The sequence below is a fragment of the Methylophaga sp. F7 genome (assembly GCF_056863975.1).
In genome coordinates this window covers 2,704,867-2,725,984 of record NZ_CM166511.1, presented here as the reverse complement: position 1 = coordinate 2,725,984, position 21,118 = coordinate 2,704,867, and the positions used below count along the sequence as shown (strand labels likewise).

Below are 21,118 nucleotides of genomic sequence, written 5' to 3'. Positions count from 1 at the left end.
ATGAATGATTCAGGCTCTCGCTATTTTTATTTCGATGTGGCCCATGCCATTGCGGTTCATGATTGGATCATTGAACACTCTGGTGGCTTAGCAGGTACCAAAGATATTGGCCAACTGCAAAGCCCTTTGCAACATATCCAGAACGACTGGTATTACCCGGAGATGGAAGACAAGCTCACCCACTTGGTGTTCTCCATCAATAAGCACCATGCGTTTAACGATGGCAACAAGCGCTCGTCACTGGTTCTGGGGGCCTACTTTCTTGAGCTGAACGGTTTTGACTACGTGGTGAAACGTTTTGTTAAGGATATGGAGAACATTGCCGTTTGGGTGGCCGATAACGTGATAGACAAAGACCTGCTTTATCAGATTATAAGCTCTGTACTTTACGAAGATGTTTATTCAGAAGAGTTAAAACTGTCAATTTTGGAGGTCATCCATAACGCTGAGCAAATGAAGCAGGAAAAATAAGGCGTCAGATGCAAATATTAGTTCAACTGATGGGATTTACTTACAAATGAAGACTTTCTAATTGGGTTTTACAAAACCACTGACACAAAAGGCTAATGGTCATATATTTAAACCGTACGAATTTGCTAAGCGACTCATTGTCACGGAGTTGGCACGGATTTGTCACGGGCTAATTTTTAAGTCAGTGACAATTTCTAACTAAGACTCAAAAAATCAAAATGGTGCGCCCGACAGGAATTGAACCTGTGACCCTCGGTTTCGGAAACCGATACTCTATCCAACTGAGCTACGGGCGCATGAGAAAAATTTTAAATTGTTTTGAACCCCAGCCTTCGTGCCTTAAATAGTGATGAGTGGCGGCTTCGGAAACCGACACTCTATCCAACTGAGCTACAGGCGCTTTGTGTGATTGCTGACAGCGCGAATTATACGGACTTTGCTTGTCTTAAACCACAGGAAAAATAGAAACCCACTGCCAATACACCTATATGGTTAATGACAGTGGGGTTTTTCTATCCGGTATCAGCTATCTGGATGTGGCGCAATTTTTTCCAGCTTCCAGATACCCTGATTGTATTCTTCCATGGTTCTGTCAGTTGAAAATTTACCGCTGTTAGCTGCATTGATAATACTCATAGCTGTCCAGCGCTCTTTATCCAGATAAGCCTGTCCGGCCTGTTTCTGAGCATCTATATAACTGCGGAAATCTGCTACGGTCATCCAGGGGTCATTTGAACTGGTAAAGGCATTAATAATGTTATCGAAGCAGCCCGGCTCAAACTGATTGAAATGGCCGCCGGTTAATAAGTCCACCACGCGTTTCAAATCAGCATCATTCTCAATAATAGACTGTGGATTATAATGCCCTCGATTTTCTGCAACTTCTTCTTCAGATAAACCAAACAGGAAAAAGTTATCATCACCAACTTCTTCGCGAATTTCGATATTTGCCCCATCCAGCGTACCAATGGTAATAGCACCATTCATCATAAATTTCATATTGCCGGTACCGGAAGCCTCTTTACCGGCTGTAGAAATCTGTTCCGATAAATCTGCTGCGGGGCAGATAACTTCCATTACAGAAACCTGATAGTTGGGGAAAAAAACAACTTTCAGCCAATCGCCCACATCTGGATCATTGTTTACAACATCAGCAACATTATTAATCAGCTTGATGATTTGTTTTGCCATGACATAACCTGGGGCTGCCTTACCACCAAATAAAACACAGCGTTTGGGTAATCCATCAGTTTTACCGCGTTTAATCTGATCGTAAAGATGAATGACATGCAAAACATTTAATAGTTGGCGTTTATATTCATGAATGCGTTTCACCTGAATATCAAACATGGCTTCCGGGTTAAACACCACGCCACATTGTTTTTCGACTAATGCCGCTAAACGTTTTTTATTCTCATATTTGGCTTCGTGCCAGGCTTTCTGAAAATCTTTGTCATGCGCCAGTGGAGCGAGGTTTTCCAGCTCAGTAAGGCGGGTAATCCATTTATCCCCAATGGTTTCGCTAATCAGTTGACTTAACACCGGATTACACCAGGCCATCCAGCGGCGTTGGGTCACACCGTTAGTTTTGTTGTTAAATTTGTCCGGCCATAACTGATAGAAGTCTGCAAACAAGCCTTTTTTCAGTAATTCAGAATGTAAGGCTGCAACACCATTGACGGAAAAACTGCCGATAATGGCCAAATGAGCCATTCGGACCTGTTGCTGGGCACCTTCTTCAATAATAGACATACGTGCCAGCCGCTCTTTATCGCCAGGCCAATGATTAGCCACTTCCCTGAGGAATCGGGCATTGATTTCGTAAATTATTTCCAGAATGCGAGGCAGTAGACGACCAAACAGGTTTGCCGGCCATCGTTCCAGTGCTTCGGGTAACAAAGTATGGTTGGTGTAGGCCATAGTTTTGGTAGTGATTTGCCAGGCTTTATCCCAGCCTAATTGATGTTCATCCATAAGCAGGCGCATCAGTTCTGCAACGGCAACAGTAGGATGAGTATCGTTCAGTTGAAAGACGTTTTTATCGGCAAAATTTTCAAAGTTGCCATCATGAGTCGTCACCCAGTAATCCAGAATATCCTGCAGACTGGCTGAGGCCAGGAAATACTGTTGGCGTAAACGTAACTCTTTACCATTTTCACTGGCATCGTTTGGGTACAAAACCATGCTGATATTTTCAGCTTCATTTTTCGCTGCAACCGCTTCTGTATACGAACCGGCATTAAAATCTTCTAGGTTAAACTCATCGGTAGCCGCTGCTTTCCACAACCGCAAACGATTGACGGTGCCATTCTGATAGCCGGGAATAGGTAAGTCATATGGAACAGCCAGTACATCATTGGTATCAACCCACTGAATTTCCATTTGACCACTACTGTTACGATGTAACTCGGTATGTCCACCAAATTTGACACGTTGAGTGTATTCAGGCCGTTCCAATTCCCATGGATTACCATCACGCAACCAGTGATCCGGCATTTCCTGTTGGCGGCCATTTTCAATTTTTTGTTGGAACATGCCGTATTCATAACGCAAGCCATATCCCGTAACCGGTAGTTGCAGGGTGGCACAGCTATCAATAAAACATGCAGCCAGACGACCTAGCCCCCCATTACCCAAACCGGCATCATGTTCAAATTCGGCAAGTTCTTCATATTCGAGTCCCAGATTGACCAGCGCTTTTTTCAACGGTTCTTCAATGCCAAGGTTTAAAGCGGCATTGCCGGTGGCGCGGCCCATTAAAAATTCCATGGACAGGTAATAAGCCTGTTTGCAGCGCGAATCGGCATAGGTGTGTTTGGTATTTTTCATTCTTTCAAACAGCCGGTCACGCAGTGTATGGGCCATAGCTGCATACAGGTAATGACCTGAAGCACAGCCCTTGTCCTGACCAAGGTAAATACCGAAATAGCGTTTGAAATCCTCAGTTAATGCAAGCGTATTCATCCCCAGTTTTGATGTCTGATAAAGTTCAGGCAGCGGGGTGGTAATCGGAGTATATCTTGGCGTCATAGCGGAATCCTTGAATGGGCATCGTTATGGAAAAAATCGGGGATAGGGAACCAGCTCTGGCAACATTGCCATTAAGCGGCAGGTTCAGCATTGAACTGGAAATGTTATGTTAGCACTGCATGTCCCAATGCCGTAAACGTTAGCAGAGAGTGATGACATCTGCCATCACCTGAAGCATAAATTTTCAGCGAACAGAAAGAAAAATATTCTATTGCTGTTCGGCGGTCGATAATTCAAACCAATTATCAAGTACCTGAATCGCTTCATCACGTCCCTGATGATTTAAAGAAGAGAATAATTGTACCGATGCTTCCAACCCAGCATCTTTTAATTCTTTACGAACCTGTTGCAGGGCATTACCCCCAGCACCGCGTCCCAATTTATCCGACTTGGTGAGTAAAATATGAATCGGCAGTTCAGCCTGTTTTGCCCAGTCCAGCATTTGTAGGTCAAAGTTTTTTAATGGATGTCGAATATCCATCATCAGCATTAATCCGCGCAACGATTGGCGCGTTTCCAGATATTTGCTCAGGGTGGCTTGCCATTTAAGCTTCATCTTTTCCGGGACTTTGGCATAACCATAACCGGGAAGATCTACCATGGCTCTTTCATCGTCCAGATGAAAAAAATTGATCATTTGTGTTCTTCCTGGTGTCTTACTTATTCGCGCCAGAGCTTTGATTCCTGTGATGGTGTTGATTGCGCTGGATTTTCCGGCATTTGAGCGGCCCGCAAAAGCTACTTCGAAACCTGAGTCAGGTGGCAGTTGAGACAATTGTGTGGCGCTGACAGTATAATGTGCGCTTCGGTATAACTCTGACATGTCAGTCTTTCCAGGTGCAAAAAAGTGCCAATAAGAGTAGCATACCGAAAGTTTTGTATCCGAAAGTTAGTAGCCAGGAACGACAATGAAAAAATTTATTTTTGCAGTGGTGTTTGGGGTGGGTGTATCGAGTTCACCACTTGTTTTTGCCACAGGAGACATTTCCGCTGGCAAAACAAAATCAGCTGTGTGCGCTGCCTGTCATGGTGCTGATGGTAACAGTCCTTCTGATATGTACCCAAAACTGGCTGGACAACATGCCAGTTACCTCTACAAACAGCTAGTCGAATTCAAAAGTGGTAAACGTAAAAACGCCATAATGGCGCCGATGGTGGCCAACCTGTCGGAACAGGATATGGCTGATTTGGCGGCTTATTTTGCCAGCAAAGAAACTGCGCCGGGCGCCGTGAGCGAAGACTTGCTGGAACTGGGAAAACAGATTTATCGTGGCGGCAATAGCGAATCCGGGGTGCCTGCCTGCATGGCATGCCATGGTCCCAATGGCAGTGGTATGCCCGCGGCGAAATGGCCGAAACTATCTGCTCAATATCGTGCCTATACAGAATCGCAATTACACGCTTTTGCAAATGGTGAACGTCATAACGATCCTAATGGAATGATGCGTGATATTGCTTCCAAGTTGACTGAGGAAGAAATTAAAGCGGTTTCCGCTTATGTATCCGGTCTGCATTAATTGCTGATAAGCTCCGGTGACAATGATTCTGATTGCACCGGAGTAACTCATCGGCTCATGTTTGAGCAATTTCATGTCTGAAGTTACCCCGAAAGATAACTCCCACAACAGCTACTCTCGCCGATTATTTTTATTTCTTGGCTCTATGGAGTTGGCAATTACGTTATTGCTGACACTTGCCATTGCCTCTGTTATCGGCACTGTTCTACAGCAAAACCAGCCCTATGCTGATTATGTCATTAAATTTGGTCCTTTCTGGTTTGAAGTATTTGAACAGCTTGGGCTTTATGATGTTTACAGTTCTATCTGGTTTATCGCCATACTTGCATTGCTTGTCATTTCCACATCGGTTTGTGTAATTCGTCATTTTCCGGCGATGGCTAAAGAAATGTGGCAGTTACGCACTAATGTGCAGAAAAAATCCTTAAAAGCTATGCATCACAGTGCTCAGTGGCAATCAAATGCAACCATGCCTTCAGTAGCAAATGATTTGCAGCAGGAATTCAAAAAACTGGGGTTCCGCAGTAGACAAACGGTTAAACAAGATGATGCTGTATTAATTTCTGCAATGCGTGGCGGTATGAACCGTCTCGGCTACCTGTTTACCCATATTGCCATTGTGGTGATCTGTGTTGGTGGTCTGTTTGATAGCAACATGCCATTAAAATTTGCCGAATGGCGCGGTGAAATCAAAATTGAGACCCGCGATCTTTCGATCCGTGAAATACCTGCAGAAAGTCGTCTTGCAGTTGGTAGTCAGGGTTTTAGGGGGAGTGTAAGTATCCCGGAAGGCAAGGCGGCAGAAGTAGTTTTTTTACCGGTTCGTGACGGTTATTTGTTGCAAGCCCTGCCTTTTCGTATTGAAGTAAAAGATTTCCGAATCGAACATTATCCCAATGGTCAGCCAAAATCTTTTGAATCGGATTTAGTGATTCACGACGATCAACTGGCGGAACCCTTTGAATCTACTATTGCGGTAAACCACCCATTAATTTATCGAGGCCACTCGATCTATCAATCCAGTTTCAGTGACGGTGGTTCTTCGCTTAGTATCGATGCATGGCCTCTTGATAGCCGTGCCGGGACTGAGCCTGTTTCTATCCAAACCAAAGTATTTGAAAATCGTCAAATGCTGTGGGGAGAAGAAACCATGCAGCTGGAAATGACCAGTTTCCGGCCGTTTAATATCAACCCTGATCCGACAGAAGAAGATGAGCGAAATTTACGTGATTTTGGTCCGAATTTTACGTTTAAGTTACGTACAGAGACTGGTGAAGCCAGAGAATACGAAAACTATATGTTTCCGGTTGAGCGTGATGGTCGCGAATACTATTTAAGTGGTGTTCGTAACAGTCCTGCAGAATCCTTTGCCTACCTCTATTTACCTGTAGATGAAGATGGAAGCTTGCAGCAGTTCTTGAATTATTCAGCGTTATTACGTGATGAAGAGCTGGTATCAGATATTGCCAATTCGATGATGAAAGAAGCGTTGGCAATGTTGCCAGAACGTGATGAAGCTCTTGAAGCCAGTTTGCAGCAAACCCTCGAAACATTGATCACCATGTTTGTCAGGGGTGGTTTTGATGAGGTCAGGGATTTCATTGATAACAATCTTCCTGACGCCGAGCGTGACAATCTGGCGCCTGCTTATCTGGGCATGTTACGGGAGATGCTGGCGCGGATTTATTTCAGCATGGATGGCATTACTCCGCAAACTGTGACCAACGACCAGTTACTGTTTTTACAGGATAGTGTGGATACAATTGGCACCTTATCACGTTACGGTTCGCCGGTCTTTTTGCAGCTGACTGATTTTGAACATGTTCAATCGACCGGCCTGCAAATTGCCAAAGCCCCAGGAAAGAATGTGGTGTATTTCGGTTGTGCGCTATTGATAATCGGTGTGTTTTTACTGTTCTATCTTCCACAGAGACGCTTATGGGCATGGGTGGAAGAGGGTGCTGAACACACGGAAATTATATTGGCAGGTTCGACAAATCGAAATGCCCGCGAGTTTAATACATTTTTCAATGAGCAACAAACTGTTTTAGCAACTAAAACCGGGAACTCCAACCTGGAGCCAGGTTCTTAATGAAAGCGTTAAAGAGTATGAGAAACCTATGACAACGAATACTGAAATCATGACAAAACCTGCTGCCCATACCTGGTGGTGGTATGCACTTTTATTACTGGCAACCATTGGTATTTTGTCTGTTTATCATGAAGTGCTGGACGTATATGAGGTCTCAATCCTGATGTTTACGGCTATTAGCATGGGCTTTGTCGGCAATCATTGGCCCGGCTTCCGCGGTCACGCTATCGCTGTTGCTATGCTCAGTCTAATTGCCTTGCAGTTATACGGTACCAATCTGGAGGCTGCTGAAACTAACGGATTGCTCAAATACATGCTGGCCAGCCAGTCAGCCATTATGTGGATGAGTGTATTTTTTATCGCCGCCACATTTACCTATTTTGGTGGGTTGATTTTCAGATCTGACTATACCGAAAAAGTTGGTAGCGTATTTACCTGGATTGCGACGACCTTTGGGATGACAGGGCTGATGGTTCGCTGGCGTGAAACGCATATGATGGGTGCTGATATTGGCTACATTCCTGTCAGCAATCTTTACGAAGTCTTTATTCTGTTTGCTGTCGTAACGGCTTTACTGTATCTGTTCTACGAACGTCGGTATCAAGTGCGTAGTCTGGGTGGATTCGTCTTGCTGGTTATCTCTGCTGCTGTGATATTTCAGCTTTGGTATGCATTTGAACGCAATGCCCACGAAATTCAGCCATTAGTCCCGGCATTACAAAGTTACTGGATGAAAATTCATGTACCAGCCAATTTTATAGGATACGGTGCGTTTGCTATGGCGGCCATGATTGGCATCGCTTATTTATTGGTCAGCTGGCGTAGTGAAAAAATCCGGACAGTGGGTTGGTCAAAGCCATGCCGCCACTGACAATGATGGATGATCTGATGTATAAAAGCATTGCCCTGGGCTTTGCCTTTTTTACGGTGGCGACGATTCTAGGGGCTTTGTGGGCTGCTGAAGCGTGGGGCGGTTACTGGTCTTGGGATCCGAAAGAGACCTGGGCTTTGATTGTCTGGCTAAACTACGCAGCCTGGTTGCATATGCGCATGACAAAAGGATGGAATGGTAAACCAATGGCCTGGTGGGCAATTGTTGGATTGTTCGTGACCTTATTTGCCTTTCTGGGTGTCAATATGTTTCTGTCTGGCCTTCATTCTTATGGCAGTTTGTAATTAAAAAATTTAAGGATATTGAAATGACGAGATCAATTCGTGCTTTGTTACTCACCACAGCGGCATTATTAATGCCTTTTTCTGTGTCAGCTGATTCAACAAGCTACAAAGAGGGTGAACACTATAAGCCTACCACTGAGCGTATGGCGAAAAATACCTCAAATGAACACATTGAAGTCATTGAGTTGTTCTCGTACTCCTGTCCACATTGTTTTAATTTGGACTCACAAATCATGCAATGGAAAGAAACCTTGCCTGAAAATGTGAAATTTACTCAGGTACCGGCTATTTTCCGTGACAGTTGGTTGCAGTTAGCAAGAGTGTTTTATGCTGCACAAATAACGGGTGATTCTGAAAAGTTGCATAAAGCATTATTTAATGCGATTCATATTGATAAGCGTCGTCTCGATACTGAAGATCGTTTGCTCGATTTTGTTGAAGAGCAGGGGATTGATCGTGAGAAATTCGTTGAAACGATGAATTCGTTTACTGTCAAAACCAACGTAAAAAAAGCACTGATCATCAGCCAAACATCTGGCGTTCAGGGTGTTCCAGTTATTATCGTTGATGGACGTTATTTTACTGACGCACCGCTGGCAGGTGGGATGACTGAAATGCTTAATGTGGTTGAGTATTTGATTGAAAAAGTTGAAGCAGAAAAATAAAGCGAGTTTTGTTAGAGCAGGTAAGGCCGGTTAGCGAAAGCAACCGGCCTTTTTTATAATGCTGCTGGAAGTGTTTCATTAATTTCAGCGGGTGGGGTGGAAGCATTTTGATTGACTTCATCATGGTGCAACATAATATCGTAATAACGTCGGATATTACCGACGTAACGCACCGGCTCGGCGCCACGTGCATATCCATGACGTGTTTGGCTGAACCACTTCTGTTTGGCAAGTAAAGGCAGGTTTTCGCGAACATCAGCCCAGCGGTCAGGATTGCCGCCATTTTTTTCCGTCAAGACTCTTGCGTCTTCCAAATGCCCCATACCAATATTATAAGCAGCTAACGCTAACCAGGTACGATCCGGCTCAGCGATCCGCTCCGGTAAACGGGTTTTCATAATAGTCAGATAAGCTGTGCCGGCAAAGATACTCTGCACAGGATCTTCCCGCTCGCTGACGCCCATTTCATTTGCAGTGGCTTGAGTCAGCATCATCAAGCCACGTACGCCAGTACTGGAAACGGCATCTGGATTCCAGTGTGATTCCTGATAGGCAACTGCTGCGAGAAAGCGCCAATCATAACCATAGGCTAATGCAGCAGCTTTAAAAGTGGATTCATATTGAGGGAGATGCGTCTGAATACGACGGTGAATGGCACGCGAATCGACATAATCGAAACGACGGATATGACCGAAATACTTTTCAATTAATTGATCCAGATAGCCCGAACTTTCTATTTCTTCAAAAAAAGCATTTACCGCAAGTTGTAAACTCATATCATCATTGCGACGCATACCCCAGGCTAATGGCTGGGGATCCGATATATCAAAAGCCACTCTTAGTTCGGGATAAAGACTATGGCTGGCAGCCATCTCATTAGAGTCAACGATGGTGTAATCAATAAGTTCGAGCTGAACCAGCTCAAGTAACCCGCTGGTGTCTATCGTCTGGTTTTCGGTCCAAGACAACAATGGTATTTCCTGTTGAAGATTAGCAAGCTGTTCAGCATGGCTGCTATTAGCAACAATTTCTAACTGACCGGTGCTGATTTCGGTGATATCTCGCGGTTTCTGGCTGCCATGACGGTAAATAAGCTGTTGAGTGACTTCATGATAAATTGGGCCAAACCGTAATCTGTTTTGCCGGGCCCGGGTTATTGTTAAGCCCGCAGCAGCAATATCTGCCTGACCGTTTTCAATCATATCGAGGGTTTTGCTGAGGTTATCGGGAACGGTCACTTTGAGATCAACACCGAGAAAATCGGCAAACCGTTGCGCCAGTTCAAACTCAAATCCCGCCAGTTCACCACCATTATTATAATAACTGGTCAAACCATAGCGACTCACCACACGAAGTTCACCACGCTCCAGGATTTGCTCCAGTTGATTACTGGAGGAGTTGCAAGCGTTTAATACGCAGAGCATGCAAAGGAGAAAAATTAGCTTTTTCAAAACTTCACTCTGACAGTAGGGCATGAAATTATCCTACATAAGGAAGGCTTTGCACATCAAATTTCCCAAAACTTACAATTAATGAACAGGAAAATGTGATGTCTATCGCTTCCCGCGAAAGAAATCCTTCAGCAGCTTACTGCTTTCTTCAGCTAACACACCATGTTCATATTGAACACGATGGTTTAACTGACTGGTATTAAAAATATCCATACAACTGCCCGCTGCACCGGTTTTCGGTTCAGTAGCAGCGAAAACTACTCGCTCAATTCTGGCATGAACAATCGCACCAGCACACATGATGCAGGGCTCCAGCGTGATATACATTGTGGAACCGGGGAGTCTATAGTTCTGTTGGTTGAGACAGGCTGCACGTAAAGCAACAATCTCGGCATGCGCCGTGGGATCCAGTTGGCTGATAGGTTGATTCCACCCGGTACCAATGAGTTCATCCTGATGGACGATAATCGCACCAACCGGTACCTCGCCATGTTGTTCTGCCTGATGCGCCAGTAATAATGCCTGACGCATCCAATACTCATCGTTGAACATGACTGATATGAACATCAATGAGGTTGAGTAAGCGCTGGCTGGCACCTTTACTTTGTTCAATCAGGTGTTTACCCGCATCTCCCATTTCAGCGCGACGTTGAGGATCTTTTAATAACGCAATGACGGAATCCGCTAATTGTTCAGTGTTTTTTACCTCAATAGCCGCATGATGTTCGAGAAACTGTCTGGTTATTTCAAGAAAGTTAAAATAATGAGGGCCGGTGATAACGGGGCGGGAAAGCGCAGCCGGTTCTAATATATTGTGACCGCCATGATTCACCAGGCTACCCCCAACAAAAGCAACATCTGCTGTACCATAAAAAACGGATAATTCGCCCATGCTATCAACCACCAGCGCTTGAACCTGGCTACTACAAGGCTTGCCATCACTTCTGCGCAGTGTATTTAAACCAGAACGACGGCACAGTGCTGTCACCCGATCAAAGCGTTCAGGATGACGTGGAACGATGATTAATAATAAATCACGAAACTGGCCACGGATTTTGCGGGCTGCATCCAGTATTAGCTCTTCTTCGCCCTCATGGGTGCTGGCGGCAATAAATACGGATCGATTTCCCCATAATGCTCGTATTGACTCTGCACGCTCGATAACACTGGCCGGTAAACTGATTTCATATTTCAGGTTTCCCACGGCGTGGACTTTGTCTTTATGTGCACCCAGTTGAACAAAACGATCGCGGTCACTATGGGATTGTGCGGCAATGAGCGGAATGCTTTGTAACATCTGCCGTGTTAACTTGGCGACTTTCAAATATCCCCGGGCACTGCGGGCGGATAGTCTTGCGTTGGCGACTGTGAGGGGAATTGAGCGTTCAGCACAAATCAGAATCAGATTAGGCCAGAGTTCAGTTTCCATAATAATGCCGAACTGAGGCTGCATTGCGTCAAGAAAACGTCTGATAGCGAACGGTAAATCATATGGCAGATATACGTGCAGTACATTTTCTGCAAACAGGCTTTTTACCCTGGCACTACCGGTGGGGGTCATTGTAGTGATAAGAACCTGATGGTCAGGGTAACGGTCCTGTAATCCTTTAATAAGGGGCCGACAAGCCTCGACTTCCCCTACAGATACCGCATGCACCCAGATAAGATTTTGCTCGGATGCGCGGGAAGGTATATGTCCAAACCGTTCATTCCAGCGTTTAAAATAAGCTGGTGCCTTAAATCCACGCCAGATCAATCTGATCAATATGAAAGGCAGAGCAAGATAGAATAGGGTTGAATACAAAACTTTCAAATTGGACTCACTGCAGGCAGTTTTTTAAGCTTAAATTGAGTTGGGATGATAGCATAGACACTGTTTTGTATTGTTATCGAACAGATGAAAATTCTCAGTAAAAAATTCCTTCACCCGCGCTTTTGGCCAAATTGGCTTGGCCTGCTTCTTATGCGTATCTCAATTTACTTGCCAAAATCCTGGCAATTATTCGCGGGTCATAGTCTGGGCCGCTTAATGCGATTGTTTATGAAGGATCGCGAGCGTGTTGCCAGGCGAAACCTTGAATTATGCTTCCCGGAAATGAGTCAGCAAAAACGTAAAGAATTGCTCAGTGAAAATATGTTGACGATGGGCATGATGCCGATCGAGACCGCCATCAGTTGGTGGGCCAGTGACAAAAGCCTGGAAAAACGGGTGGAATATCATGGTCTCGAACATATTCACAATGCTCTGGCTAAAGGGAAAGGGGTGCTGTTACTGACCGGCCATTTTACCAGCATGGAATTGGGCGGACGGCTGATCATGTTGAAACAGCCGTGCTATGTGATGTTTCGTGAACTTAAAAGTCCGTTATTTAATGCAGTGATGCTACATCAGCGACAACGTCACAGTGAAGGGACAATTTTACAAGCAGATATGCGCGGTATGTTGAGAGCATTAAAAAAGAATAAGGTTGTATGGTATGCGCCTGATCAGGATTTTGGTCGAAGAACCAGTGTTTTTGCCAAATTTTTTGGTATAAAAGCCGCCACTATTCCAGCAACAGCTAGACTCGCCAAAATGAGTGGTGCAGCCGTTGTGCCTTATGTACCAAGACGCTTACCCAATGGAAATTATTCGATTGATATTGGACCCGCCTGGGAAAACTACCCAATAGGCGATGAACTGGCTGATGCGCAACGAGTAAATGACTGGGTAGAGGCCGAAATAAAAAAATCGCCGACGCAATATCTGTGGGTGCATCGACGATTTAAAACTCAGCCAGAAGGCAAGGGCCTATTTTACAAAAAAAACTAGCGATTAAACGGAGAAAAACTGTAGCTCAGCATTAATGATTCGGAGCCGGGATTGTTTTTTGCCAAGTCCGCATTCGACATATGATAGAGCGTTAACGCCAGCCGTGAAGATGAGCTAATACGATAACCGAGCTCTATTCCCGTACGAAATAAAAAACCGCTTCCCAAATCCTGACCATCGCCATCTTCATAGCCGACCACGGCAAGTTGTGGGGTTAAGACCCATTTTTCTCCAAGATTAATGTCATATCGACCGCCTGCATGGGCCCAATAGCCTCCATCCGAGTTGCCGCTGAGACCAATTGCTGGAATGACATTAAAGAACGTTTCCTGTGTGGCAAACCGATACTCAATACCCAGTTCCAATGAATTGTTGCTTTCGAAAACTTCAAAACTTCCTGCAGACATCGCGATTGCTGGAGATTCCGCCTGAACGCTCACACAGCCTAGTAATCCGATGATTCCGATAATGCTCTTTCTTATCATAAATTATTGCCCTTTTAGATCATCAAAATCAGTTTATTAGATAACATGATTCATCCAGTTTGAGAAGTTAAATGCAAAAAAAACCACCCGAAGGTGGTTTTTTTGTCCAATCAACGTTGAATTAACGTTTAGAGAACTGTGGTTTCTTACGAGCTTTATGTAAACCGATTTTCTTACGTTCAACGGCACGCGCATCACGAGTGATGAATCCGGCGCTACGTAAATCAGTTTTCAATTCGCTGTTATATTCGACTAATGCGCGGCTGATACCGTGACGAATCGCACCAGCTTGACCGTTGTTACCACCACCACGAACGGTGATATTAAGGTCAACTTTGTCGGTCATTTCAACCAGTTCAAGTGGTTGGCGTACCACCATGCGAGATGTTTCGCGACCGAAGTAATCTTCAAGGGTGCGGGTGTTGATGGTAATGTTGCCGCTGCCTGGCTTCATGAATACACGAGCGGTTGAGCTTTTGCGGCGGCCTGTTGCGTAGTAAGAATCTGCCATGACGTTATCCGATTAAATTTCCAGCATTTTAGGTTGTTGAGCTGCGTGTGGATGTTCAGTACCAGCATACACTTTCAGTTTGCTGAACATAGCACGGCCCAGAGGATTTTTAGGCAACATGCCTTTCACTGCCGTCTGGATGACACGCTCAGGTGCTTTATCCAGTTGTTTTTCCAGCGAGATAGATTTGATACCACCAATGTGACCAGTGTGGTGATAATAGATTTTATCTTTCATCTTGTTGCCGGAAACACGCAGTTTTTCAGCGTTTACAACAACAATGTAATCGCCTGTATCAACGTGAGGTGTATAAATAGCTTTGTGTTTGCCGCGCAGACGGCGAGCGATTTCTGTTGCCATACGGCCCAGAGTTTTGCCATCGGCATCAATTACGAACCAGTCGCGACGAACTTCTGCTGGTTTTGCACTTAAGGTTTTCATTCCGCGGGGTGCTCCTGAAAATATACGCATGCGGTCAAATAAAGAGGGAGAATGTTACGGATTCAAGCAAAGTCTGTCAACTGCAATTAACTAAATATAAATAGCAAAAAGCCACCCAGTACTAAGCGGTAAATGACAAAAGGCCACATGCCTATCCGTTCGAGTAGTTTAAGAAACAAAAAGATACAGATGTAAGCACTGATGGCCGAGAAAACCGCGCCAGCAGTTAGGGCAAACCAGTCCGTTGCTTGATCAGCTTTGATCAGTTTAACTGTTTCCAGGCCCCCTGCCAAAAAAATAACCGGAATAGATAATAAAAATGAGAAGCGGGCAGCAGCTTCACGCGTTAATCCCAGCATCAATGCTGCGGTCATGGTGATGCCTGAGCGGGATGTGCCCGGTATTAGCGCCAAGGCCTGGGAGAAGCCAATAATAAAAATGTCTTTCCAGTTCATTTGATCTTCTTGGCGGTTTCGCTTGCCTTTCCAGTCTGCCCAACCTAGTAACAGTCCGAATAAAATTGTTGTTGCGGCAATAACCAGCGGACTACGTAAGAATAACTCGATGAAATCATCCAAAAATAATCCGGCCAGTCCAACCGGAATGGTACCGATAATGACGGCCCAGGCTAATTTACTTTCACCTACAGTTTGTTTTTGTTGCAGAGAGCGAAACCAGTCAAAGACAAGTTGTCTGATGGTTGTTCGAAAATAAAAAATAACCGCTGTCAGTGTGCCCACATGTACTGCGACATCAAATGCAAGCCCCTGATCTTCCCAGCCGGCAATAATGGGTAACAGAATCAGATGAGCAGAGCTCGAAATGGGTAAAAACTCGGTCAGGCCTTGGAGTAGGGCAAGTGCAATAATTTGTATAATTTCCATATTTTTCTCATGACATAGCCATCGCTGGCAAAAGGCTCATTATTAATGGGTCTTATAATAGCTGGCTTCGTGTTAAAATTCTCGATTGAATATTACTTCTCAATCAGGATTAGCTGACCCATTATGTCAACTCGTATAAGAGAAATTCCATATAACTACACTTCTTTCTCAGATCGTGAAATTGTCATCCGCTATCTGGGCGAACCGATGTGGGAAATTCTGCAACAGTTACGTGAACAACGCAAAACTGGGCGCAGCGCAAAAATGCTGTTTGAAGTTTTGGGTGACATGTGGGTTATCACCCGCAATCCTTATATACAGGATGATTTGATTGAAAATCGCAAACGCTGGGACTCGCTGCGCCATGCTTTGCATCATCGTCTGGATCAAATCCGTGAACGTGCTACAGAAAATGATAATCAACTGGCACTTCAGCTTGAGCAAGCAGCTCGCAAGGCAGTAGAAAAGTTTGAGCGTGAACTGCTGGCAACGGCGGATCGTCGCAAAGTGGTTATGCGTCGTCTTAGCCGTGTGACCAAAAAACACAATATCTGCTTTGATGGATTATCGCGTGTGTCACATGTGACAGATGCCACTGACTGGCGTGTTGAATATCCGCTGGCCGTTATCAAACCGGACACCGAAGAAGAAATGGCCGCTATTATTGCTGCCAGTATTGAGTTGGGTTTAACTGTCATTCCTCGTGGTGGTGGTACCGGCTATACCGGTGGGGCGATTCCTTTGACTGCGGATAGTGTCGTTATCAATACCGAAAAACTGGAAGGCTTAGGGACTGTTGTTTATCGCAAGCTTCCTGGACGTGATGATGAAGTTGCTACTGTGCGTGCCGAAGCCGGTGTTGTGACCCGTCGATTGTCTGACCTTGCCGGTAAAAATGGTTTGGTCTTTGCTGTGGATCCGACGTCTCAGGATGCCTCGACTATCGGCGGTAATGTGGCGATGAATGCCGGTGGTAAAAAAGCCGTTATGTGGGGAACTGCACTGGATAATCTGGTTTCCTGGAGAATGGTGACGCCCGATGCGACCTGGATGGAAGTGGAACGCCTAAACCACAACATGGGTAAAATCCACGATATTGAGATGGCGACTTTCAGAATCAGTCGTTATAAACCAGATGGCAAAACATTGTTGGAAGCGCCTGAAGAGATTGCTATACCTGCACAGCAGTTACGCAAGTTGGGCTTGGGTAAAGATGTAACCAACAAGTTTTTGGGTGGCTTACCTGGCATTCAGAAAGAAGGTTGCGACGGCTTGATTACCTCGGCGGTGTTTGTCCTTCACCGTATGCCACAATTTATTCGAACTGTTTGTCTCGAATTCTTTGGTAACGATTTGACCAAAGCTGTACCGGCGATTGTGGAAACCAAAAACTTCCTTGATAACAACAAAAAAGTGCTGCTCGCAGGTATGGAGCATCTGGACGAACGCTACGTTAAAGCAGTTGATTACAGCACTAAGGCACCACGTTCAGAGTTACCGAAAATGGTATTGCTGATCGATATTGTCGGCGATGATGAAAATGCAGTAGCCGAAGCCAGTTCTGAGGTTGTGCGTCTATCGAATGCCCGTGAGGGAGAAGGCTTTGTTGCGGTAAGTCCTGAGGCACGGGCCCGTTTCTGGGCTGATCGTGCGCGTACTGCAGCCATTGCCAAACACACTAACGCGTTCAAAATTAATGAAGACGTGGTCATTCCGCTTGAGCGGCTGTCTGAATATAACGACGGTATTGAGCGAATTAACATCATTCATTCTACTAAAAATAAGCTGCGAATAGTGGATGCGGTGCTGCAGTTTTTGAGCAGTCAGCCTAAAGAGCTGAAACAAACCATTAAAAAACTCGATGACAGCGCTGAAAATGATGCCATTCTGCAATCGAAAGTTGATACTGCCTGCAGTCATTTACGTGTGGTACAGACCCGCTGGCAGGAAGTTCTGGATAACCTTGATTCTGTCGCATTGAATCACAAAGAGTTGTTATCCGATGAAGTGCTCAAGTTGCTGGCTGATACCGATACCTTATTTAATGTATTGCAACGCCGGGATTTACGTATCTCTTATCGTAAAGAGGTGGAAAAACCACTGAAAGAACTGTTTCAGGGCCAATCTCTGGAAGTGTTGCGTACCAAGCTGGATGATATTCATAAAGAATTACGTTCAAGCCGACTGTTTGTTGCGACCCATATGCATGCCGGTGACGGTAATGTGCATACCAATATTCCGGTGAACTCAAACGACTATCAGATGATGCATGAAGCAGAACTGATCGTTGATGGGGTAATGAAGCTGGCGGGTGATCTGGGTGGGGTTATCTCTGGTGAGCATGGAATTGGTTTGACCAAGATGCAATATCTGGATAAAGCGACCATTGATGCATTTGCCGGTTATAAACAGAAAGTGGATCCGTTGGGCCGTTTCAATGCCGGTAAATTGCTGGCGGGTTCAGGCCTGGAAAACGCTTACACACCGTCGTTGAGACTATTGCAACAGGAAGCGTTAATTCTTGAAGCCAGTGATTTGGGTGAGATTAACAACGATATCAAGGACTGTCTGCGTTGCGGTAAATGTAAACCGGAATGTACCACCCATGTGCCGCGTGCCAATTTGTATTATTCACCACGCGACAAGATCCTGGGCACCGGTCTGATTATGGAAGCGTTTCTCTATGAGGAACAGACCCGCCGCGGTATTTCGGTACGACATTTTGAAGAAATGAATGATGTGGCCGATCACTGCACGGTATGTCATCGCTGTCTGAATCCATGTCCTGTCAATATCGACTTTGGTGACGTGTCAATGAAGCTGCGTGCCGTGTTGAAGAAACAAGGTAAACGCCATGTGAATCTGGGTACCTGGTCTTCGATGGCTTATCTGAATGCGACGGATCCTTTTACCGTTAAAATCATGCATAAAACCATGATTCAAATGGGGTTCAAAGCCCAGCGCCTGGCGCACTCGGCAGCTAAGTATCTGGGGCTTCTGGCCAACAAAAAGAAAAAGCCACCATTACCTACGACGGGTAAAACACCCTTACGTGAACAGGTGGTGCATTTTGTTAAAAAACCGATGCCGGGCAATCTGCCGACGCGAACCACGCGTGGCATGCTGGGTCTGGAAGATGACAAAATGGTACCGATTCTGCGGGATCCAAACAAAGTCAGCGAAGATTCCGATGCGGTATTTTATTTTCCGGGTTGTGGCTCAGAGCGTCTGTTCAGTCAGGTAGGGCTGGCAACTCTGGCGATGTTATATGAAGTAGGTACTGAAACGGTACTACCACCAGGCTATTTATGTTGTGGTTATCCTCAGGCTTCTACCGGTGATGATGACAAGGCCACGGCGATTTCAACCAGTAACCGGGTGTTGTTCCATCGCGTCGCCAATACGCTGAACTATATGGATATCAAGACCGTTATCGTGTCTTGCGGAACCTGTATGGATCAGTTACTTAAATATGAATTTGAAGCGATTTTCCCGGGCTGCCGTTTATTGGATATTCATGAGTACCTGATGGAAAAAGGTGTGAAAATGCAGGGTGTCGACGGTATTCAGTATATGTATCACGATCCCTGCCATACACCGATGAAAACCTATAAACCAACGTCAGTGGCCGCCAGTCTGTTGGGTCAGGATGTCACCTTGAATGATCGTTGCTGTGGTGAAGCAGGTTCGTTTGCCGTTGCACGTCCTGATATTGCCACGCAGGTTCGGTTCCGTAAGGAAGAAGAGATCACCAAGGGCATCCAAGAATTAACTGGCCAGGACAAAGCGGTTAAAGGCAATGTGAAAATGCTGACGTCCTGCCCAGCCTGTCAGCAGGGGCTGTCACGCTACAACGAAGATACCGGTATTGAAACCGATTACATTGTGGTGGAAGTGGCGAAACACGTGCTAGGTGAACAGTGGCATACACAGTTTATTGATAATGTGAAAGCCGGTGGTATTGAGCGGGTACTGCTCTAATAAATAGAATGATCCCGGACGCAGTATTCTGCGTTCGGGATTTTTTTATGAAAGGCTATCAGTGCAGAGGCGTTAACGCTTCACCGTTGAAACTGACACGATCCCAGCCATAACGCAGAAAGTTACGGATATTCTGATGGTCTTCACCTTTGGGATTCAGCAAAACATCGCTTCGGTAATAACGCCCAAAACAGGCTAAGGTCTGTGACTCTCCCAATTCATGCAAAATACCAAAAAACAGAATTTTGCATGATCCATTATTCTCTCCAGCATCATTATGCAGCTCACCGTTATGAAATGCGGTGGGGGTGAACTGATAATTGGTATCAATCACTGCAATGGTATCTTCGAAATCAATTGCGGACGGATTATCAGTCAACGTGCTGAGAAAGGTCGCTAAATCCATAGTAAAACTCCAAAATTAATAAAAAAAGCGGGTAAATTCGGCCACTGGTTCACGAGCAGTGCGGTATTTATTAACCGCAGCATGAGTATCTTCATAACCTATTGCCATACCGCACACCAGAATAGTGTCGGCAGGATACTCCAGAATTTTTTTAACATTTTCAGGGTATTCCGCTAGAGCCGCCTGCGGACAGGTGGCCAGACCTTTATTCTGCGCGACCAGCATCAGATTTTGTATAAACATACCCAAATCCAGAAAGGATCCGGTCTGCATCTCTGCATCCATAAAAAATAGCATCATCACTGGTGCGTCAAACGCCCGATAATTGGCTTCCCATTGTTTCCGTTGGGCGTGTTTGTCTTTGCGGTCAATCTGCAAACTCTGATAAAGCTGTAAACCACAGGCACGGCGACGATCTATATACGGCGACTGCCAGGTTTCGGGGTAATAAGCATAGTCTGGTCTGGACGCATGACCTTCTCTGAAAGCGTGAATCAGACTCTCCGAGAGTTGTTGTTTGGTGTTGCCGGTCACGACTGCTACCTGCCAGGGCTGGGTATTGGCGCCTGAAGGTGCATGACGGGCGATATCGAGTATTTCATGAATAAGTTTATCGCTTACCGTTTTATCCAGAAATGCCCTGGTGCAGTGACGTTGTTTAATTACTTCATCAATCTTCATATTTGGGCTCTGCTTCTTTTAATCTCAGCACAAACCCTATCATTACCGCCGCTAGGCCCAATAGCATCAATTGCAATTCAATATGTCCCCATAACAACGTGATTGAAAAGCCAAAGGCGATGACCAGCATAACAAGTGCCTGGATTTTGGTACGGCGCCGTACTGTTTTGGTTTGATCCCATTGTCTTAATGGGGCCCCTATCCAGCGGTTATTCAGCAACATGGCGTGAAACCGTGGTGAAGTCTCGGCAAAACAGCCCAAGGCGAGAATCATAAACGGCGTAGTTGGCATTACGGGCAAAAATGCGCCAATTATTCCTAAAATGACGCATAACCAGCCAAAGCTGAAAATTAAAAAATGTTTGATTCTTTTTCTCATATTGAAAAAAAAGTTACCTGAATGTCAGAGTTTATTACCAGGTTTTGTTTATTTTTCAGCATCACTACTGCTGGAGGCCCATATCGTCCAACAAGGCAGCTGTTAAAGATAAACAGTCCCAAAGGGTTGGCATTCG

18 protein-coding genes, 1 tRNA gene and 1 pseudogene are annotated in these 21,118 nt (G+C 45.2%); 7 read left to right on the top strand and 13 right to left on the bottom strand.

Annotated features, from left to right (window positions below):
- Positions 1-471 carry a type II toxin-antitoxin system death-on-curing family toxin gene (locus tag AC08OG_RS13700; RefSeq protein ID WP_482929736.1) on the top strand — a complete coding sequence of 157 codons (471 nt, stop codon included), beginning with the start codon at positions 1-3 and terminating at the stop codon, positions 469-471.
- A 219-nt stretch (positions 472-690) separates the two neighbouring features.
- Here AC08OG_RS13700 and AC08OG_RS13695 read toward each other — a convergent pair.
- The 3 genes from AC08OG_RS13695 to yihA all read right to left on the bottom strand — a co-directional run bounded on the left by AC08OG_RS13695 (position 691) and on the right by yihA (position 4,324).
- Positions 691-767: transfer RNA gene (locus tag AC08OG_RS13695), tRNA-Arg, on the bottom strand.
- A gap of 226 nt (positions 768-993) precedes the next feature.
- A complete protein-coding gene (locus AC08OG_RS13690; RefSeq protein ID WP_292356510.1) occupies positions 994-3,501 on the bottom strand; it encodes a glycogen/starch/alpha-glucan phosphorylase in 2,508 nt (835 codons plus the stop codon).
- A 208-nt stretch (positions 3,502-3,709) separates the two neighbouring features.
- Positions 3,710-4,324 (bottom strand): ribosome biogenesis GTP-binding protein YihA/YsxC, encoded by a 615-nt coding sequence (yihA, locus tag AC08OG_RS13685; RefSeq protein WP_292356508.1) that lies wholly within the window; start codon positions 4,322-4,324, stop codon positions 3,710-3,712.
- Positions 4,325-4,409: 85 nt separating this feature from the next.
- Between yihA and AC08OG_RS13680 the strand changes: the two genes are divergently transcribed.
- The 4 genes and pseudogenes from AC08OG_RS13680 (at position 4,410) to AC08OG_RS13665 (ending at position 8,951) form a co-directional block, all read left to right on the top strand.
- Complete coding sequence (locus tag AC08OG_RS13680) at positions 4,410-5,018, top strand: c-type cytochrome (RefSeq protein WP_292356505.1); 609 nt, start codon at positions 4,410-4,412, stop codon at positions 5,016-5,018.
- Positions 5,019-5,091: 73 nt separating this feature from the next.
- Positions 5,092-7,110 carry a cytochrome c biogenesis protein ResB gene (locus tag AC08OG_RS13675; RefSeq protein ID WP_292356504.1) on the top strand — a complete coding sequence of 673 codons (2,019 nt, stop codon included), beginning with the start codon at positions 5,092-5,094 and terminating at the stop codon, positions 7,108-7,110.
- A 28-nt stretch (positions 7,111-7,138) separates the two neighbouring features.
- Positions 7,139-8,286 (top strand): annotated as a pseudogene (ccsB, locus tag AC08OG_RS13670) (c-type cytochrome biogenesis protein CcsB).
- Between the two features lie 23 nt (positions 8,287-8,309).
- On the top strand, positions 8,310-8,951 hold the full coding sequence (locus AC08OG_RS13665) for a thiol:disulfide interchange protein DsbA/DsbL (RefSeq protein WP_292356501.1): 642 nt from the start codon (positions 8,310-8,312) through the stop codon (positions 8,949-8,951).
- 53 nt (positions 8,952-9,004) lie between these two features.
- Here the strand turns inward: AC08OG_RS13665 and mltF are convergent, their stop codons facing one another.
- The 3 genes from mltF to waaA all read right to left on the bottom strand — a co-directional run bounded on the left by mltF (position 9,005) and on the right by waaA (position 12,167).
- Positions 9,005-10,426, bottom strand: coding sequence for a membrane-bound lytic murein transglycosylase MltF (gene mltF / locus AC08OG_RS13660; RefSeq protein WP_292356499.1), 1,422 nt, complete (start codon positions 10,424-10,426; stop codon positions 9,005-9,007).
- Positions 10,427-10,504: 78 nt separating this feature from the next.
- Entirely contained in the window at positions 10,505-10,933 is a 429-nt protein-coding gene (gene tadA, locus AC08OG_RS13655) for a tRNA adenosine(34) deaminase TadA (RefSeq protein WP_292411275.1), read from the bottom strand.
- A gap of 7 nt (positions 10,934-10,940) precedes the next feature.
- Positions 10,941-12,167 carry a lipid IV(A) 3-deoxy-D-manno-octulosonic acid transferase gene (gene waaA / locus AC08OG_RS13650; RefSeq protein WP_292356496.1) on the bottom strand — a complete coding sequence of 409 codons (1,227 nt, stop codon included), beginning with the start codon at positions 12,165-12,167 and terminating at the stop codon, positions 10,941-10,943.
- A 198-nt stretch (positions 12,168-12,365) separates the two neighbouring features.
- On the opposite strand from waaA, the gene lpxL reads away from it, so the two are divergent.
- On the top strand, positions 12,366-13,214 hold the full coding sequence (gene lpxL / locus AC08OG_RS13645) for an LpxL/LpxP family Kdo(2)-lipid IV(A) lauroyl/palmitoleoyl acyltransferase (protein ID WP_292356494.1): 849 nt from the start codon (positions 12,366-12,368) through the stop codon (positions 13,212-13,214).
- Here lpxL and AC08OG_RS13640 read toward each other — a convergent pair.
- The 4 genes from AC08OG_RS13640 to AC08OG_RS13625 all read right to left on the bottom strand — a co-directional run bounded on the left by AC08OG_RS13640 (position 13,211) and on the right by AC08OG_RS13625 (position 15,535).
- Positions 13,211-13,699, bottom strand: coding sequence for an acyloxyacyl hydrolase (locus AC08OG_RS13640; protein ID WP_292356492.1), 489 nt, complete (start codon positions 13,697-13,699; stop codon positions 13,211-13,213). The two genes, lpxL and AC08OG_RS13640, sit on opposite strands and share 4 nt — an antisense overlap.
- Positions 13,700-13,820: 121 nt before the next feature.
- Complete coding sequence (gene rpsI / locus AC08OG_RS13635) at positions 13,821-14,210, bottom strand: 30S ribosomal protein S9 (RefSeq protein ID WP_292356490.1); 390 nt, start codon at positions 14,208-14,210, stop codon at positions 13,821-13,823.
- A 12-nt stretch (positions 14,211-14,222) separates the two neighbouring features.
- Positions 14,223-14,651 (bottom strand): 50S ribosomal protein L13, encoded by a 429-nt coding sequence (rplM, locus tag AC08OG_RS13630; protein ID WP_014705973.1) that lies wholly within the window; start codon positions 14,649-14,651, stop codon positions 14,223-14,225.
- 86 nt (positions 14,652-14,737) lie between these two features.
- A complete protein-coding gene (locus AC08OG_RS13625; protein ID WP_292356484.1) occupies positions 14,738-15,535 on the bottom strand; it encodes an undecaprenyl-diphosphate phosphatase in 798 nt (265 codons plus the stop codon).
- A 123-nt stretch (positions 15,536-15,658) separates the two neighbouring features.
- Here AC08OG_RS13625 and AC08OG_RS13620 point away from each other — a divergent pair, with 123 nt between their 5' ends.
- Positions 15,659-19,516: a DUF3683 domain-containing protein gene (locus tag AC08OG_RS13620; RefSeq protein WP_292356482.1), complete on the top strand. Its 3,858-nt coding sequence runs from the start codon at positions 15,659-15,661 to the stop codon at positions 19,514-19,516.
- A gap of 58 nt (positions 19,517-19,574) precedes the next feature.
- Here AC08OG_RS13620 and AC08OG_RS13615 read toward each other — a convergent pair whose 3' ends face one another.
- Genes AC08OG_RS13615 through AC08OG_RS13605 form a run of 3 tightly spaced genes read right to left on the bottom strand, consistent with a single transcriptional unit; the run spans position 19,575 to position 20,982 of the window.
- Positions 19,575-19,922 (bottom strand): HopJ type III effector protein, encoded by a 348-nt coding sequence (locus AC08OG_RS13615; RefSeq protein WP_292356481.1) that lies wholly within the window; start codon positions 19,920-19,922, stop codon positions 19,575-19,577.
- Between the two features lie 15 nt (positions 19,923-19,937).
- Positions 19,938-20,603, bottom strand: a complete 666-nt coding sequence (locus tag AC08OG_RS13610; protein ID WP_292356479.1) for a nitroreductase — start codon at positions 20,601-20,603, stop codon at positions 19,938-19,940.
- Positions 20,593-20,982, bottom strand: a complete 390-nt coding sequence (locus AC08OG_RS13605) for a YbaN family protein (RefSeq protein WP_292356477.1) — start codon at positions 20,980-20,982, stop codon at positions 20,593-20,595. Before AC08OG_RS13605 ends, AC08OG_RS13610 begins: the two co-directional genes overlap by 11 nt.
- Positions 20,983-21,118: the final 136 nt, after the last annotated feature.

Coding starts and splice junctions, on each gene's coding strand:
- AC08OG_RS13700 (WP_482929736.1), top strand. CDS start 1: ATGAATGATTCAGGCTCTCGCTATTTTTATTTCGATGTGGCCCATGCC.
- AC08OG_RS13680 (WP_292356505.1), top strand. CDS start 4,410: ATGAAAAAATTTATTTTTGCAGTGGTGTTTGGGGTGGGTGTATCGAGT.
- AC08OG_RS13690 (WP_292356510.1), bottom strand. CDS start 3,501: ATGACGCCAAGATATACTCCGATTACCACCCCGCTGCCTGAACTTTAT.
- yihA (WP_292356508.1), bottom strand. CDS start 4,324: ATGTCAGAGTTATACCGAAGCGCACATTATACTGTCAGCGCCACACAA.
- AC08OG_RS13610 (WP_292356479.1), bottom strand. CDS start 20,603: ATGAAGATTGATGAAGTAATTAAACAACGTCACTGCACCAGGGCATTT.
- AC08OG_RS13640 (WP_292356492.1), bottom strand. CDS start 13,699: ATGATAAGAAAGAGCATTATCGGAATCATCGGATTACTAGGCTGTGTG.
- AC08OG_RS13620 (WP_292356482.1), top strand. CDS start 15,659: ATGTCAACTCGTATAAGAGAAATTCCATATAACTACACTTCTTTCTCA.
- AC08OG_RS13675 (WP_292356504.1), top strand. CDS start 5,092: ATGTCTGAAGTTACCCCGAAAGATAACTCCCACAACAGCTACTCTCGC.
- AC08OG_RS13615 (WP_292356481.1), bottom strand. CDS start 19,922: ATGGATTTAGCGACCTTTCTCAGCACGTTGACTGATAATCCGTCCGCA.
- AC08OG_RS13625 (WP_292356484.1), bottom strand. CDS start 15,535: ATGGAAATTATACAAATTATTGCACTTGCCCTACTCCAAGGCCTGACC.
- AC08OG_RS13605 (WP_292356477.1), bottom strand. CDS start 20,982: ATGAGAAAAAGAATCAAACATTTTTTAATTTTCAGCTTTGGCTGGTTA.
- tadA (WP_292411275.1), bottom strand. CDS start 10,933: ATGCGTCAGGCATTATTACTGGCGCATCAGGCAGAACAACATGGCGAG.
- mltF (WP_292356499.1), bottom strand. CDS start 10,426: ATGCCCTACTGTCAGAGTGAAGTTTTGAAAAAGCTAATTTTTCTCCTT.
- rplM (WP_014705973.1), bottom strand. CDS start 14,651: ATGAAAACCTTAAGTGCAAAACCAGCAGAAGTTCGTCGCGACTGGTTC.
- AC08OG_RS13665 (WP_292356501.1), top strand. CDS start 8,310: ATGACGAGATCAATTCGTGCTTTGTTACTCACCACAGCGGCATTATTA.
- lpxL (WP_292356494.1), top strand. CDS start 12,366: ATGCGTATCTCAATTTACTTGCCAAAATCCTGGCAATTATTCGCGGGT.
- rpsI (WP_292356490.1), bottom strand. CDS start 14,210: ATGGCAGATTCTTACTACGCAACAGGCCGCCGCAAAAGCTCAACCGCT.